Annotated in this window: 18 protein-coding genes and 1 riboswitch; of the genes, 12 read left to right on the forward strand and 6 right to left on the reverse strand. The window is 62.9% G+C overall.

Annotation, left to right across the window (positions count from 1 at the left end; genetic code table 11):
* Nucleotides 1-2: 2 nt before the first annotated feature.
* Together JQ574_RS05745 and JQ574_RS35455 are read left to right on the forward strand one after the other, a co-directional pair.
* Nucleotides 3-788 (forward strand): MOSC domain-containing protein, encoded by a 786-nt coding sequence (locus JQ574_RS05745; RefSeq protein ID WP_212213946.1) that lies wholly within the window; start codon nt 3-5, stop codon nt 786-788.
* Between the two features lie 860 nt (nt 789-1,648).
* The gene (locus tag JQ574_RS35455; protein WP_283813689.1) at nt 1,649-1,783 is read left to right on the forward strand and encodes a hypothetical protein; all 135 of its coding nucleotides are present in this window, start codon (nt 1,649-1,651) and stop codon (nt 1,781-1,783) included.
* 357 nt (nt 1,784-2,140) lie between these two features.
* Here the strand turns inward: JQ574_RS35455 and JQ574_RS05750 are convergent, their stop codons facing one another.
* A complete protein-coding gene (locus JQ574_RS05750) occupies nt 2,141-2,356 on the reverse strand; it encodes a hypothetical protein (RefSeq protein ID WP_212213640.1) in 216 nt (71 codons plus the stop codon).
* Between the two features lie 262 nt (nt 2,357-2,618).
* On the opposite strand from JQ574_RS05750, the gene JQ574_RS05755 reads away from it, so the two are divergent.
* From JQ574_RS05755 to JQ574_RS05765, 3 genes are all read left to right on the forward strand, one after another.
* Nucleotides 2,619-2,768 (forward strand): hypothetical protein, encoded by a 150-nt coding sequence (locus tag JQ574_RS05755; protein WP_209843794.1) that lies wholly within the window; start codon nt 2,619-2,621, stop codon nt 2,766-2,768.
* Between the two features lie 70 nt (nt 2,769-2,838).
* Entirely contained in the window at nt 2,839-3,141 is a 303-nt protein-coding gene (locus JQ574_RS05760) for a plasmid stabilization protein (protein WP_212213648.1), read from the forward strand.
* 11 nt (nt 3,142-3,152) lie between these two features.
* Nucleotides 3,153-3,386 (forward strand): hypothetical protein, encoded by a 234-nt coding sequence (locus JQ574_RS05765; protein WP_212213638.1) that lies wholly within the window; start codon nt 3,153-3,155, stop codon nt 3,384-3,386.
* 193 nt (nt 3,387-3,579) lie between these two features.
* Here JQ574_RS05765 and JQ574_RS05770 read toward each other — a convergent pair whose 3' ends face one another.
* The 3 genes from JQ574_RS05770 to JQ574_RS05780 form a co-directional block, all read right to left on the reverse strand.
* Nucleotides 3,580-3,951, reverse strand: coding sequence for a hypothetical protein (locus tag JQ574_RS05770; RefSeq protein WP_212213636.1), 372 nt, complete (start codon nt 3,949-3,951; stop codon nt 3,580-3,582).
* A gap of 282 nt (nt 3,952-4,233) precedes the next feature.
* Nucleotides 4,234-4,713, reverse strand: a complete 480-nt coding sequence (locus tag JQ574_RS05775) for a Crp/Fnr family transcriptional regulator (protein WP_212213634.1) — start codon at nt 4,711-4,713, stop codon at nt 4,234-4,236.
* A 161-nt stretch (nt 4,714-4,874) separates the two neighbouring features.
* Nucleotides 4,875-5,564, reverse strand: a complete 690-nt coding sequence (locus JQ574_RS05780) for a TIGR02594 family protein (RefSeq protein ID WP_212213632.1) — start codon at nt 5,562-5,564, stop codon at nt 4,875-4,877.
* Between the two features lie 241 nt (nt 5,565-5,805).
* On the opposite strand from JQ574_RS05780, the gene JQ574_RS05785 reads away from it, so the two are divergent.
* Nucleotides 5,806-6,675 (forward strand): alpha/beta fold hydrolase, encoded by an 870-nt coding sequence (locus JQ574_RS05785; RefSeq protein ID WP_212213630.1) that lies wholly within the window; start codon nt 5,806-5,808, stop codon nt 6,673-6,675.
* A gap of 92 nt (nt 6,676-6,767) precedes the next feature.
* Here JQ574_RS05785 and metW read toward each other — a convergent pair whose 3' ends face one another.
* Both metW and JQ574_RS05795 read right to left on the reverse strand, forming a co-directional pair.
* Nucleotides 6,768-7,436, reverse strand: a complete 669-nt coding sequence (metW, locus tag JQ574_RS05790; RefSeq protein WP_212213628.1) for a methionine biosynthesis protein MetW — start codon at nt 7,434-7,436, stop codon at nt 6,768-6,770.
* A gap of 1 nt (nt 7,437) precedes the next feature.
* Nucleotides 7,438-8,640, reverse strand: a complete 1,203-nt coding sequence (locus JQ574_RS05795) for a homoserine O-acetyltransferase (RefSeq protein ID WP_212213626.1) — start codon at nt 8,638-8,640, stop codon at nt 7,438-7,440.
* 87 nt (nt 8,641-8,727) lie between these two features.
* A riboswitch (SAM riboswitch) is annotated at nt 8,728-8,807 on the reverse strand.
* Between the two features lie 161 nt (nt 8,808-8,968).
* Here JQ574_RS05795 and JQ574_RS05800 point away from each other — a divergent pair.
* The 6 genes from JQ574_RS05800 (at nt 8,969) to JQ574_RS05825 (ending at nt 14,807) form a co-directional block, all read left to right on the forward strand.
* Complete coding sequence (locus tag JQ574_RS05800; RefSeq protein ID WP_212213623.1) at nt 8,969-9,829, forward strand: chorismate mutase; 861 nt, start codon at nt 8,969-8,971, stop codon at nt 9,827-9,829.
* A gap of 30 nt (nt 9,830-9,859) precedes the next feature.
* On the forward strand, nt 9,860-10,957 hold the full coding sequence (hisC, locus tag JQ574_RS05805; RefSeq protein WP_212213605.1) for a histidinol-phosphate transaminase: 1,098 nt from the start codon (nt 9,860-9,862) through the stop codon (nt 10,955-10,957).
* Between the two features lie 7 nt (nt 10,958-10,964).
* A complete protein-coding gene (locus JQ574_RS05810; protein WP_212213602.1) occupies nt 10,965-11,906 on the forward strand; it encodes a prephenate/arogenate dehydrogenase family protein in 942 nt (313 codons plus the stop codon).
* A 23-nt stretch (nt 11,907-11,929) separates the two neighbouring features.
* On the forward strand, nt 11,930-12,979 hold the full coding sequence (locus JQ574_RS05815; RefSeq protein WP_212213599.1) for a malate/lactate/ureidoglycolate dehydrogenase: 1,050 nt from the start codon (nt 11,930-11,932) through the stop codon (nt 12,977-12,979).
* A 21-nt stretch (nt 12,980-13,000) separates the two neighbouring features.
* A complete protein-coding gene (locus JQ574_RS05820) occupies nt 13,001-13,618 on the forward strand; it encodes a HutD family protein (RefSeq protein ID WP_212213596.1) in 618 nt (205 codons plus the stop codon).
* A gap of 154 nt (nt 13,619-13,772) precedes the next feature.
* The gene (locus JQ574_RS05825) at nt 13,773-14,807 is read left to right on the forward strand and encodes an amino acid ABC transporter substrate-binding protein (RefSeq protein WP_212383391.1); all 1,035 of its coding nucleotides are present in this window, start codon (nt 13,773-13,775) and stop codon (nt 14,805-14,807) included.
* The last annotated feature ends 1 nt before the right edge of the window (nt 14,808 follow it).

A 14,808-nucleotide genomic window follows, 5' to 3' on the forward strand; every position in this document is an offset into this window, starting at 1 on the left:
GGATGACCTCATCAAAAACCCCCGAGATCACCGGCATCTACCGCTATCCCGTCAAGGGCCTGACCCCGGAGCCGCTCGCCCGCGCGGCCTTGACCCCTGGCGAGACCCTGCTGGCCGACCGCCGCTACGCCATCGAAAACGGCCCATCCGGCTTCGATCCGGCTGAGCCGAAATGGCTGCCAAAACCGCATTTCCTGATGCTGCAGCGGGACGGCTGGCTGGCGGCGCTGCAGACCCATTTCGACGATGCCAGCCATGTGCTGACCATCCGCCACAACGGCGCGATCGCGGCGCAGGGTAACCTCGAAACCGCCGAGGGCCGGGCCGCCATCGAGCAGTTCTTCGCCACCAGCTATGCCGGCCAGATCAAGGGTCCGCCGAAGATTCTGACCAGCCCCGGCCACAGTTTCTCCGACGTCGCCCGCAAGGTGGTCTCGATCATCAACCTGGCGAGCCTGCGCGCCATCGAGAACATGGTCGATCACCCCGTCCATCCCCTGCGCTTCCGCGCCAACCTCTATGTCGAGGGCTGGCCGGCCTGGCACGAGTTCGACCTGCTCGACCGCACCATCGCGATCGGCGACGTCAGGCTCAAGGTGGTGAAGCGGATCGTCCGCTGCGCCGCCGTCAACGTCGACCCTGATACCGCGGAGCGCGACCTCGCCATCCCGCAGGCGCTGCAGCGCAGGCTCGGCCATGGCGATTGCGGCATCTATGCCGAAGTGACGGCGGGCGGCAGCATTGCGGTCGGCGATGCCATCATGGCGGAACAGCCGGAATTGTTGTGATTGCTGTCGTCCCTGCGAACGCAGGGACCCATACCGCGTGATCCCTCTGTGAAGCTCAGTAGCAGAGACCATTCGCAAAACTGCTTCCTGTGGTTATGGGTCCCCCGATGCGCAATTGCGCATCTGTGGTCAAGGCCGGGACGACGGCGGTGTTTGTTGTGCCACCATCATACAAAACGCATTTTCGCATCCTCGCGACGCATTGCGCCCGAGCTTTGCCAGAAATTCCTTGCCCTCGAAAACTGAGGGCGCAGGGAAGACCGGGTGCGCGCTGCACCCGCGGTCCCGTGTGCGGTTAGCACAAGAAATGCTGCACACGAGCATACAGGGCAGCGGAGAACACCCGGCCTTCCCTGCGCAATGGCTTTACGGCTTATGCCGTGATCTCCCCGGAGACGAGTTCTTGGTTGACTCCGTCGCTGCCGGTTCAGCTTGCGCTTCTCCGACAGCTTGACGCCTGCAACGGGCGCCAGGACCACACGGTTTTGCCGTACGCTTAATCCACGCCATCGTCTCAGCGTAAACAAGCGTCCATCGCAACCCGCCCAACGTCCGTGACGACGGCCGACGCCCTTCTGACCAGGACGGGATGGCGATAGATGCGCACTGATTTGGGTCGGCCGACAATAGAAATATTTTTGATTTGCAGAACTTTTCTATTTGACACGATTTCCGAAACTCAGAATTGATCTGTCCCGGCTTCCGCCTTCGCTCGCTGAGCTACGGCGGACAGGGTGCCAAGGCTACGCCGGGCGCGGCCGTCGGTCGTTCTGTCGCCTGCTCTGCCCGTTCGCGGGCATAGTGCCTCCCAAAAGGAACCGGCGGCCGCTCAGAAAGTTGGCATGGGGTGGAGGACCATCATGCGCAAAGTCTTCTCACTGTTGGACGACGAACAGCGGCAGGCGCTCATCGAGGTCGTCGACCTCGGCACGGCGGTTGCTTCAGCCGGGCTGATCGTGTCGATCCTCAACGTGTTTGTCGATCTGGTGACGTGAACGGCCTGGGCCGTCGGGTGGGAGTTTCTGGTTAGCCCGCTTCGAGGGCCGGAGCGACTCGTGCTTTCGGTTTTTAACCTGGAGGTGCGTTATGAAACACGATCTGATTCATGAGGACGCCGTGAGAGAAGCGTTGCCGAGCGAGGCAGAGCGGAACTACGGGATGTTGGCCGCTGGGGTTATGGCCCTCGTGGCTGTCGGAATGGCAATCTACTGGATTGCGTAGAGCCTAGAGCCTTTTCCGTTCCGATGGAATCGGAACGGGGCTCCAGATTCTTGCTTTGACGCGTTTTCTTTAACCGAACCGGTGTCCACTTCGCTGGAAAACGCTCTCGTGGATTTCACAAAGCGCCGGCGTCAGGAAATATCGCGCGGAAGTTTCCAATCGGGCCGCGGGTCGCAGGGCTCCTCGACCCTGGCGACGTGATAACCGCTGGGAATCACCTGACCGCCTTCCTCATCCGCAACCGGAACGTCCGTCACAAGCCCCTCTATCAGAGCGGCTTCCCAGACCTCTTTCTCGGTGGCGAAGGCACTTCCGATCTGCTTGTCGCCTTCAAATAGCGCATACATCGGGCCTCCTAACCAAAACCCCGCCAGCTACAGGTGTAACTGACGGGGCTTTTGAGATGATATTTCCGGTGGATTTCTCCCTCGTTGTATCACTCGAACAATCAACGTGCCCGGCGAAAAGTCGTTCCTATTTCCTGCCGATTTTTTTGCGGCCGGATTGACGGACAGCGAGCGGGGAACCAGGGAATCGGGAGGCCGTTTGTTGCCATGTGCGCAAAGCGTTCATCGCACAAGTGTGCTTTGGGGGCTCTGGAGAAACGTCATGATCCGTAAATTAGCTTCGGGTGAATACCGGCTCTATTCCCGCAAGATCAATCCCAAGACCGGGAAGAGACGCAACCTCGGCACGTTCAAGTCCCGCGCCGCGGCTGAAAAGCATGAACGCGACGTTCAGTATTTCAAGCGGCATTAAGCACGGAAGCATCGATAGGAACTCTCCAGCACCGATGGTGTTTTTGCATCAACCAACGAAGGAGGGATTCATGCCTCGCGGCGACAAATCTGCCTATACCGACAAGCAAAAGCGTCAGGCCGAGCACATCGAGGACGGCTACGAGCAGCGCGGCGTTTCCCACGACGAAGCCGAGCGGCGGGCCTGGGCTACCGTGAACGCGGAAACCCATGGCGGCAAAAAGAGCGGGTCCGGGCGGGGCAAGAAGGTGGACCACGCCCCGTCCCGCAAGGGCGGCAAGCTCGGTGGAAAGGCCGCCGCGAAACGCCCGGCGGCAGAACGCTCCCGGTCGGCGAAGAAGGCGGCACAGACCCGTAAACGACGTGCAGCTTAAGGAGGCGAGAGATGGCCAGTTGCGAGACCTGCGGAAATTCGTACGACAAGGCTTTTCAGGTCGTGATGAACGGCAAATCGCACACTTTCGATAGCTTTGAGTGCGCCATTTTTGCCCTTGCACCAACCTGCAAGCGGTGCGGAACGCGCATCGTCGGGCATGGACTCGAAAAGGCCGGCACCTTCTATTGCTGCGACCATTGCGCTCAAAACGACGGGGTCACCGGGTTGCGCGACCGTATTTGATAACTGGCGTGCTTCAACCAGGATGGCGCCATTAAACCCGCCGGATTCACGCCCGGCGGGCTTTCTCAGGGCGCGAGTTCGAGTTCGTAGGATGGGTAGAGCGCAGCGAAATCCATCACCTACTCGCAAACTGCGTTAGTGCAGTTGATGGGTTTCGCGAAGTGCTCAACCCATCCTACGCAGATCGTCTCGGTCAGGCCGTCTTGGCAAACATCGTGAGAACGCCGTCGGCGATGTTGATGGCCACGACTTGTGACGAAGTCAGGCCCTTGGCCTTGAGCACCGATGCCGCTTCCGGCGTCGCGTCGATGGACTTGCGAAGCGACTGAATGTCTTCCTCGCGGGTCTGCGCCACGAGTTCATCGACTTTCGAGCGCACCGCCGGCTGCAGATCCTTGACGTCGACGACCTGGATGCTCCGGATGACCGTGCTGGACTGCGAAGGCTGTGCCTCGGATTGCGAGGGACTTGCCTGGGATTGCGAGGGGCTTCCCTGTGCCTGCACGAAAGCTGGCGCGCCCAGAGAGAGGGCGGCAATGATGACGGATGCCGTAACGATGCGCATGCTCACTCCTTTTTTCAGTTTGACTGAAGGGACTCCTTATCCACGAAGTTTGGTTGGGGTCTGATTCCGATGTGGCCATTCAGTGAAACCAATGCGGCTGCAATGCGCAGGCCCAAGCCCGCCGGTTCCCGCTCTGATCGACCGAAGGTTCCGATGTTCCCGTCGGGCTAAAACGAGGATCCTGATTTGCCCGTCGGACCAAATGAGAGTCTTAATTTGACCGTCAGGCTTGATGTTGCGCCCTGTAGCTAGCTCAGCCCACCTGATGCACGCGAGGCTGCGTCATTCACTGGCGCGAAGCATCTGCAACTCGGCAATGCGACTGTCGGCACGGCGGAGCCGCCGGCAAAGCTCGCGGTTGATATTCTGCATCACCATCACATAGGCGTGGATGTCGGCCTTGTAGCACGCGTAGAGTTGCCGGGCCGTGAGCTCGTACAGCAAGGTCGGGCTCTCCGCGACGACGGTGGCCGAGCGGTTCTGCATTTCGATCAGCGTCATTTCGCCGAAAAAGTCCCCGGGCTCGAGACCCGTCATGCGTAGGACGCGCCCGGACTCCAGCAGCTTGCTCACCACCAGCTGGCCGGCGTGAACGATGAACATCGAGCGGCCCGGCTCGCCTTCCGCGACCACCGTGGCGCCGGCGTCGAAGCGGCGCTCGGCCAGCATTGAGATCAGGAGATCGAGGCTTGCGTCCGAGAGGCCACCGAAGAAAGGCGTGGCGAGCAGGAACGCTTTCAGATCTGGGGAGCTGACAGCCATCGGGCCAATATACCCGCGCGCCCGGCGGCGGCAAGCGGGCCAGGCCCGACGGGCTGCTCAGCGAGGGCGGAGGCGGTCCGCCGGCTTGCTTCGGCGAGGCCATGATGGGCACGGCGCCGACGCGCCTGTGCCCATCCGGTGGTTCGTTCCCAATGGCGATTTCAGCTCGTCGGCATCACGTAGGCGTAGATCCGGCCGCGCGAGACCGGCGCTTCCCGGACCCGGTTGCCGTTGTTGCCGGAGATCATGATCGGGTTGCCCTTGGCGTCGATGCCGGTGATGACTCCGACATGGCCGCCGCCGCGGCCCCTTGTCATCACGGCGATGGCGCCGACCTGCGGGCCGGAGACGCGCTGGCCGTAGCTGGCGAACGATTTCGCCATGTCCGAGCCGGTGCCGCGATAGCCGGAATGTTGCAGCACCATGTTCATGAAGCGGGCGCACCACAGGCTGCCGCGCCCGGTCGGATTGCCGCCAAGATACCGGCGCGCCTCAGCGACGACATTGGAAGAGCCGAAGCTCACCGGCGCCATCACGCCGCCGGGCGGCGTGAGGGTTGAGTTCTGATCCGTGAAAGTGACGTTGATATCGGCGTTGGCGTTGGCATCGGCAAAGCCGCCGGCCTGCATTTTCGCGACGCTGCGTTCCCAGCGCGACAGGCGCGCGATCTTCCGGTGATGGTGGCGGGCGTAATGCCGTGCATGGTGCCCGGCGTGGTAGCCGCGGACGTGGCGCCCTGCGCCATGGTGGGGCCGGGCGGAGGCCGGCGTGGCAATGACGGCGATGGAGACCGAACACAACGCCAGCGCAAGGACACGGAGCGACCGGCGGAACGCAAACAACTGAAGCATCTTTGATCCTCGATGACAGACCCGAAATCCCGCAACGTTCGTAGACAAACGAACGCGGCGACCGGTTTGAATTTTTGGCTGTGGCGAGAGGAAGATTTCATGCGGCGGTGCGGAAACGATTCCGGGGTGATTCCGCGGTCATTTTATGGCCAAAAACAAACCGGGCTGCCGCATTGCGGCCCAGAGCATTAACTGCAATTTTCGGGGCCGGAGAACGCGCCAAAACCAAGAGGAACCCTAAATGCCCTATGCCGTCACCAGCGATAATGTCCGCCTGTATTTCGAAGAGGCGGGCTCCGGGACGCCGATCATCTTCCTGCATGAATTCGCGGCCGACCACACCAATTGGGAGCCGCAGATGCGCTACTTCTCGCGCGGCCACCGCTGCATCGCCTATTCCGCGCGGGGCTATACGCCTTCCGACGTGCCGCCGACGTCGGACGTCTACACCTACAAGCATTTCTACACCGACGCGCTCGCCGTGCTCGATCATCTCGGGATCGCCAAGGCACATTTCGTCGGTCTGTCGATGGGCGCCTATTCATCCCTGCAGATCGGCCTCAACGCCCCCGAGCGCGCGCTGTCGATGACGCTGGCCGGCGTCGGCTCCGGCTCTGCAATCGAAAATCTCGAAGCCTTCCGCAAGCAATGCCTGGCCAATGCCGAGCAGTACGAAAGGATCGGCTCGGTCGAGGTCGCCAAGGTGACGCGCGAGGCGCCGAGCCGGATTCCGTTCCTGGTGAAAGACCCGCGCGGCCACGCCGATTTCTATGCCGCGCTGGCGCGCCATGACGCCAAAGGCTCGGCCAAAACCATGCGCAGTTTCCAGGGCGGCCGGCCCTCGATCTACACCCTCACGGAAGCGATCCGCAACGTGCCGACACCGGCGCTGATCATCTGCGGCGACGAGGACGACAATTGCATCGAGCCGAGCCTGTTCCTGAAGCAGCATCTGCCGGCGGCGGGGCTGACGTTCTTCCCGAAATCAGGCCACGTGCTCAACCTGGAAGAGCCCGCGCTGTTCAACGAAATGGTCGAGCGGTTTATCGCGCTGGTCGAGGCCGGGAGGTGGCCGGTGCGGGATGCGAGGTCGATGGTGCCTCAAACGTAAATGTCATTCCGGGGCGATGCGAAGCATCGAGCCCGGAATCTCGAGATCCCGGGTCCGGTCCTTCGGACCATCCCGGGATGACGCCTACGGCGTCATCTCCCCTTCTCCGCCCGGCTCAGCAAGAACACACCCTGCTCGCCGAACATGTTCCAGAACCACCACGGCAAATTCAGCCGCAGCGGGCGGCCGTAGAGATCCAGCGCCACCGCGCGCTCCATCTTGACGTTGATCTCGTCGCAAAGCTGCACGAAATCCTTGATGGTGCAGAAATGGATGTTCGGCGTGTCGTACCAGGTCGCGGGCAGGTTTTCGGTGCGCGGCATGTGGCCGCCGACCAATAATTGCAGCCGCATCCGCCAGAACCCGAAATTCGGGAACGAGACGATGGCGCGATGGCCGATCCGCAGCAGGTTTTCTAGCACCACTTTCGGTTGCCGGGTCGCCTGCAGCGTCTGCGACAGGATCACGTAGTCGAAGGCGTCGTCGGGATAATTGACGAGGTCGGTGTCGGCGTCGCCCTGCACCACCGCAAGGCCCTTGGCGACGCAGCGGTTGACGCCCTCGCGCGACAGCTCGATGCCGCGCCCGTCGATGCCGCGGCTTTCCAATAGCTGCAGCAGTTCGCCATCGCCGCAGCCGACGTCGAGCACTTTGGAGCCGCGCTGCACCATCTCGGCGACCAGCAAATGATCGCTGCGAAGGTTTTCGGTGCGATGCGGCTCCACGCCGGTGAAAGGTAACGTCTGTTGCTGCAGCGACATATCAACCACCCGCCGTTTTCAGGCCCCGCGCGGTGCCTGCGGATCGCAGGAAAGCGCGGGAAATGTCGAAGAATTCGGGCACGTCGAGCAGGAAGGCGTCATGGCCGCGGTCGGTTTCGATTTCGGCGAACGACACCCGCGCGCTCGACGCGTTGAGCGCATGCACCAGCGCGCGCGATTCCGCGGTCGGGAACAGCCAGTCCGACGTGAACGACACCACGCAGAAGCGGGTCTGGATGCCGCTGAACGCTTTGGCCAGCACGCCGCCATGGTCGGCGGCGATGTCGAAATAATCCATCGCGCGCGTCAGATAGAGATAGGAGTTGGCGTCGAAGCGCTCGACGAACGACGAGCCTTGATAGCGCAGATAGCTTTCGACCTGGAAATCCGCGTCGAACGAAAACGTCGGCAGCTCGCGGTCCTGCATCCGCCGCCCGAACTTGCGGTGCAGGGCGGCGTCGGAGAGATAGGTGATATGCGCGGCCATCCGCGCGACGCCGAGGCCGCGATGCGGATGCGTGCCATGTTCGAAATAGCGGCCGCCGCGCCAATCCGGATCGGCCATCACGGCCTGCCGGCCAAGCTCATGGAATGCGATGTTCTGCGCCGAGTGGCGCGTCGAACATGCGATCGCCAGTGTCGAGAACACGCGCGCCGGATACGCCGCGGTCCATTGCAGCGCCTGCATGCCGCCCATCGAGCCGCCGACCACGCAGAACAGCGTCTCGATGCCGAGACGATCGATCAGCATGGTCTGCGCGCGCACCATATCGGGAAGGGTGATGATCGGGAAATCGAGGCCCCACAATTTGCCTGACGCCGGGTTGGTCGAGGCCGGGCCGGTCGAGCCCATGCAGCCGCCGATCACGTTGCTGCAAATGATGAAGTAGAGGTTGGTGTCTAGCGGCTTGCCGGGGCCGACCATGGTGTCCCACCAGCCATGCTTGCCGGTGACCGGGTGCGCATTGTTGACATGCTGATCGCCGGTCAGCGCATGGCAAACCAGGATGGCGTTGGAGCGGTCCGCATTCAGCTCGCCATAGGTCTGGTAGGCGATCTGGAACGGCGCCAGGTCGACGCCGCAATCGAGCTTGAGCGGCTGGTCAGCGCCGAACTTCGCGACCTGCGAGGTCGGATGATCCGCCTCATGTGCCCGATCCTCATTGTGGATGGAGGGGCTTGGTATCGACTGAACGTTTGTCATCTCGGCCACCGACCTCGAAAGCTGAGGTCCTCCCGGACAGAAATCAGGCCATAAAAAAACCCGGCCTGAACAAAGGTTCGACCGGGATCACTTCTGTCCCCGGCCTGTTTAGCGAGTTGTTTAACGTGGCTGCAAGCCGGCCGGCTCAAATGACCACGGAATGGGCTAAAGCTAGTCCGAAGGGAGCTTTTCGTCAAGGCGGGCCGTGGTTAACCGGCCGGGCGCGCCATCATTGCCGATGTTTCTCTTTGCTTTCGGCGGCCGTCTTTCCTAATCAATGCCCTTGTATTTGCCGGTGATTTCGGCCCCCGGCGCTAAAGGCTAGAACATGTCCAAGGGACCCTCGAAGGCACCCCCCGCCCCGCCCTCCCTCGCGGTGCTGCGCAAAGAGATCGACAGCATCGACGAGCAGGTTCACCGCTTGCTGATGGCGCGCGGCGACATCATCGATCGGCTGATCCAGGTCAAGGAGACCCAGGAGGTCGGCTCCGCGTTCCGCCCGGCGCGCGAGGCCGACATGATGCGGCGGCTGGTGGAGCGTCACCGCGGCATCCTGCCGATCGACACCATCGAGAGCATCTGGCGCGTCATCATCTCGACGTTCACCTACGTCCAGGCGCCGTTCTCGGTGCATGCGGACGTGTCGGTCGGCGAATCCGCGATGCGGGATTCGGCGCGGTTTCATTTCGGCTTCGTGGTGCCTTATGTGGCGCATTTCAGCGCGCAGGCCGCGGTCGAAGCGGTGGCGAAATCGAAAGGCGACCTGGCGCTGGTCTCGGCGACGTCGAGCCGCACGCCGTGGTGGATCGAACTCGAGGCCGCCGGCGCGCCGAAGATCATCGCGCGGGTGCCGTTCCTCGAACGCGCCGACCATCCGGCGGCGTTGCCGGTGTTCTTGGTTTCGCGCGTCGCCGACAACGCCATGGTGATCGAAGTCGAGACCTGGAGCGTGCGCGTCTCCGGCTGGAACGCCGAGATTGCGCGCGCGCTGGCGCCGCTTGCCGACATCGTCGCCGTGCCCGATACCGCCTTCGACGGCGCCGCGCTCTTGGTGTCGATATCTGGCATCGGACTGGAGAAGATCAAAACCGCCCTGATCGAGGCCGGCGCGTCGGTGCGCTCCTCGGCCCTCGTCGGCAGCCACGCAACACGCTATACGGTGCCCCCGAACGGGGCGGCCAAATCCTAAAATAGACGCCCTACGATCCGGAGCCAGAAGATGTCCCGCCCCGTGCCGAACCCCGGCATTCTCGATATTGCGCCCTACACCCCCGGCAAGAGCCCGGTGGCCGAGCCCGGCCGCAAGGTGTTCAAGCTCTCCGCCAACGAGACTCCGTTCGGCCCGTCGCCGAAGGCGATGGCGGTCTACAGGGAAGCGGCCGGTCATCTGGAGGATTATCCGGAAGGCACATCGCGCGTGCTGCGTGAGGCGATCGGCCGCGTCTTCGGGCTCGATCCGAACCGCATCATCTGCGGCGCCGGTTCGGACGAAATCCTCAATTTGCTGGCGCACACCTATCTCAAGCAGGGCGACGAGGCGATCTCGACCAGCCACGGCTTCCTGGTGTACCCGATCGCGACCATGGCCAACGGCGCCAAGAACGTGATCGCGCCCGAAACCAATTTCACCGCCGACGTCGACGCGATCCTGAAGCTGGTAACGCCGCGCACCAAAATGGTTTGGCTCGCCAATCCGAACAACCCGACCGGAACCTACATTCCGTTCGACGAGGTCAAGCGGCTGCGCGCCGGCTTGCCTGATCACGTGTTGCTGGTGCTCGACGCCGCCTATGCCGATTACGTCTCGCGCAACGATTACGAGCTCGGCATCGAGCTGGTGGCGACCACCGAAAACACCGTGGTGACGCATACCTTCTCCAAGATTCACGGGCTGGCGTCCTTGCGGATCGGCTGGATGTTCGGCCCGGCCAACATCGTCGACGCCGTCAACCGGATTCGCGGGCCCTTCAACGTCTCGACGCCGGCGATGCTGGCGGCGGTCGCCGCGATCGAGGACACCGCGCATGTCCAGATGTCGAAGACATTCACGGAGCACTGGCGCAACTGGCTGACCGAAGAAATTTCCAAGCTCGGCCTCAAGGTGACGCCGAGCGTGGCGAATTTTGTGCTGATCCATTTTCCGCAGGAAAAGGGCAAGACCTCGGCGGATGCCGATGCGTATCTGACCAGACGCGGGCTGGTGCTGCGGGCGCTGAACAATTACGGCCTGCCGCATGCGCTGCGCATGACCATCGGCACCGAAGAGGCCAACCGCCTCGTCGTCGATGGCCTCAAAGACTTTATGGCGGGCAAGTGAGCATCAAGTGAGTACTGAACCTCTGTTCAAACGCGTCGCGCTGATCGGCTTCGGCCTGATCGGCGGTTCGATCGCCCGCGCGGCGCGCGCGCAAGGGCTCGCCGGCGAGATCGTCACCTCGGCGCGTTCGGCCAAGACCCGCGCGCGGGTGGAAGAATTGCGCGTGGTCGATCGCGTGCTGGAGACCAACGCAGAAGCGGTCAAGGGCGCCGACCTCGTGATCCTCTGCATCCCCGTCGGCGCCTGCGGACCGGTCGCCGAGGAGATCGCGCCGTTCCTCGAACAAGACGCGATCGTCTCCGACGTCGGCTCGGTCAAAGGCGCCATCGCGCGCGACATGGGTCCGCATATTCCGCAGGGCGTCCACTTCGTTCCCGCCCATCCCGTCGCCGGCACCGAGCACTCCGGTCCCGATTCCGGCTTCGCCGAACTCTTTATCAACCGCTGGTGCATTCTCACGCCGCCGGAAGGCACGGATGCGGCGGCGGTGGAAAAGCTGCGCGAGTTCTGGGCCGGCCTCGGCGCCAAGGTCGAGATCATGACGCCGGATCATCACGACCTCGTGCTCGCGATCACCAGCCATCTGCCGCATCTGATCGCCTACACCATCGTCGGCACCGCCGACGAACTGGCGCAGGTGACGTCGTCGGAAGTGATCAAGTTCTCCGCCGGCGGTTTTCGCGATTTCACCCGCATCGCGGCCTCGGACCCGACGATGTGGCGCGATGTGTTCCTTGCCAACAAGGAAGCGGTGCTGGAAATGCTTGGCACCTTCAACGAGGACCTCTCAAAACTCACGCGGGCGATCCGCCGCAACGACGGCGAGGCGCTGTTCGAGCATTTTACCCGCACCCGCGCCATCCGCCGCGGCATCGTCGAGATCGGCCAGGATTCAGCGGCGCCCGACTTCGGCCGCCCGCACGCGAATTTAACGAAGAAGCCGGAGTAGACCGGCTCACGACGGAGTGAAGCATGATCATCGACCATTCGAAGCTGCTTGCCCTTACCAACCGAATTGTCACGGCAGGCGGCAGTTCGCCGACGGAAGCGGCCATCGTGGCCGAGCATCTGGTCGAGGCCAATCTGCGCGGCCATGACAGCCATGGCGTCGGCATGCTGGTCGCCTATGTGCGCGACCTCGACGCCGGCACGCTCAGGATCAACCAGGCGCCCGAGATCGTCTCCGACACCGGCACCATCTCGGTATGGGATGCCCGCGCCGGCTACGGCCAGGTGGTCGCGCGCCAGGCGGTGGAATGGGCGATCGAGGCGGCCAGGAAACATGGCGTCGCCGTCAACGGCTTGCGCAACGCGCACCATATCGGCCGCGTCGGCACCTATGGCGAGATCGCCGCCCGCGCCGGCATGGTGGCGCTGCATTTTGTGAATGTCGCTTCGGGTTCACCCGGCGTTGCGCCGTTCCGCGGCCGCGAAGGAAGATTCCTGACCAACCCGGTCTGCATTGCGATTCCCGGCACCGACAACAACGAGCCTATCCTGCTCGATTTCGCCACCAGCCGCGTGGCGCTGGGAAAAGTGCGGGTGGCGCATAATGCCGGCAAGCCGATGCTCGACGGCGCGTTGCTCGACCATGCGGGCCAGCCCACCACCGACCCTTCCGTCATGTACACCGACCCGCGCGGCGTGGTGCTGCCGTTCGGCGAGCACAAGGGCTCCGGCCTGGCGCTGGTGTGCGAACTATTGGCCGGCGCCATTGTCGGCTCGCCAAGCGTCACCACATCGACGCCGCCCGAGCGCGGCATCATCAACGGCATGCTGAGCATCGTGATCGACCCTATCAGGCTATCGACGCGCGACAGCATGATGGCCGAGATCGACGACATGATTTCTTGGGTAAAATCCGCCAAGCCCGCGGAGCAGGATCTGCCGGTGCTGGTCGCCGGTGAACCCGAGCGGCTGGCGCGGGCCGCGCGGATCGCCGAGGGTATCGAGATCGACGACACGACCTGGGGCCAATTGTCCGATATCGCCCAGCGCTATCAGATCCGGATCGATAGCTGAGCAACCGTTCGGGCGAATCCAATGACATCTTCTGCCGGCAGGATTCAGCTAACGGCGCTCGATCCCGCCGGCTACCGGCATATGCCCTGGAAGAACGGCGGCGGAGTCACGATCGATATCGCCGTCTCCATGCTCCCCGGATTCGCAGCCGGAAGTTGGGAAGGAATCATTTGGCGTTTCAGCCGGACCGCCATCGTGACGCCGGGCGCGTTCTCGGACCTCAGCGGCTATGACCGCCAGCTGGTGCTGGTTTCCGGCGAGGGGCTCGTGCTCGGGACACCTGTTGGAGAGATCGATGTCCGGCAGCCGTTCAGGCCGGTCCGGTTTACCGGAGAAACCAGTATTGTCAGCCGGCTCGAAGCCGGAGCCGTCGAAGTCGTCAATCTGATCGGCGACCGGTCGCGCGTGGCGATTGACCTCTGCTGCCTTTTGGGCGGCGCAACGCACGCCTGCCCGGCCGGCGTTCACATCATCTATGCCGCGACAGGTTCTTGCGAACTGTCGATCGACGACAAGGCCCGCGAGATCTCGGCCGGCCACGCCATGCGCATCGATGCCGGAGAAAGTTTTGCGGTCGCAAACCGGCTTGGCACCGCCATCGTCGCCAGCGTTATTCCCGTGGCACGGACATCCGGCTGATCCGGAACGCGTCACGATGACGGTCGCCGGCGCAGTTCCCCCATTCCGGAAACACATTGGTAACGCTGCCACTTGTGTTAGCTTGCCAACATCACTTCCGCCAAAGAACTTGCCGCCACTTGAAGAAGCTGCAGCCACCGATCGCGGGGAAGAAATGTCCGGCTCCAAGAAGCGACCCATCATCTTTCCCGTCATCGCGTTGCTGGCCCTGCTGTTTGCGAGCGGCGATCCGGCACGGGCCCAGACACTTACTGCCGTCAAGGAACGCGGCACGCTGAATTGCGGCGTCGGCCAGGGACTGCTCGGCTTTTCCAGCGTGGACGACAAGAACGTCTGGAGCGGCTTCGACGTCGATATCTGCCGCGCCGTGGCCGCTGCGATCTTCGGCGACCCTGCAAAAGTGACGTTCACGCCGCTCGATGCCGCCACGCGCTTTTCCGCGTTGCAGTCGAAGACGATCGACATGCTGTCGCGCAACTCGACCTGGACGATGTCGCGGGAAAGTTCGCTCGGCCTGATGTTTGCCGGCGTCGCCTATTACGACGGCCAGGGCTTTCTGCTGCGCCGCGACGCCAAAATCGACACCGCCCTGCAGCTCGGCGGCAAGACCGTGTGCACCCAGACCGGCACCACGACCGAGCTGAATCTGGCGGATTATTTCCGCGCCAACGATATGCCGCTCAAGGTGCTGGCGCTCGCCACCGCCGAGGAAAGCCTCAAGGCCTATGACGATCGCAAATGCGACGTGCTGACCAGCGACGTCTCACAGCTTTACGCCGAGCGTCTAAAACTTTCTGCGCCCGACAGCCACATCATCCTGCCGGAAGTCATCTCAAAGGAGCCGCTGGGACCCGCGGTGCGGCAAGGCGACGACCAATGGTTCAACCTGGTCAAGTGGACGCTCTATTCATTGATCAATGCCGAGGAGCTTGGCGTCAAACAGGCTGGCATCGACGATGCGGTGAAATCAGCCAATCCCAACATAAAGCGCCTGCTCGGCACCGAGGGCGAGTTCGGCGCGCAGTTGGGCGTTGCCAATGAGTGGGCCGCGCGCGCCGTGCGCGCCGTCGGCAATTACGGCGAGGTCTATGAGAGAAACGTCGGCACGCAGTCGCAACTCAGCATTCCGCGCGGGCTGAATGCGCTCTGGACCCAGGGCGGCATCCAGTACGCGCCTCCCGTCAGATAAT

Source organism: Bradyrhizobium sp. AUGA SZCCT0158 (assembly GCF_018130065.1).
Classification (GTDB): Bacteria; Pseudomonadota; Alphaproteobacteria; order Rhizobiales; family Xanthobacteraceae; genus Bradyrhizobium.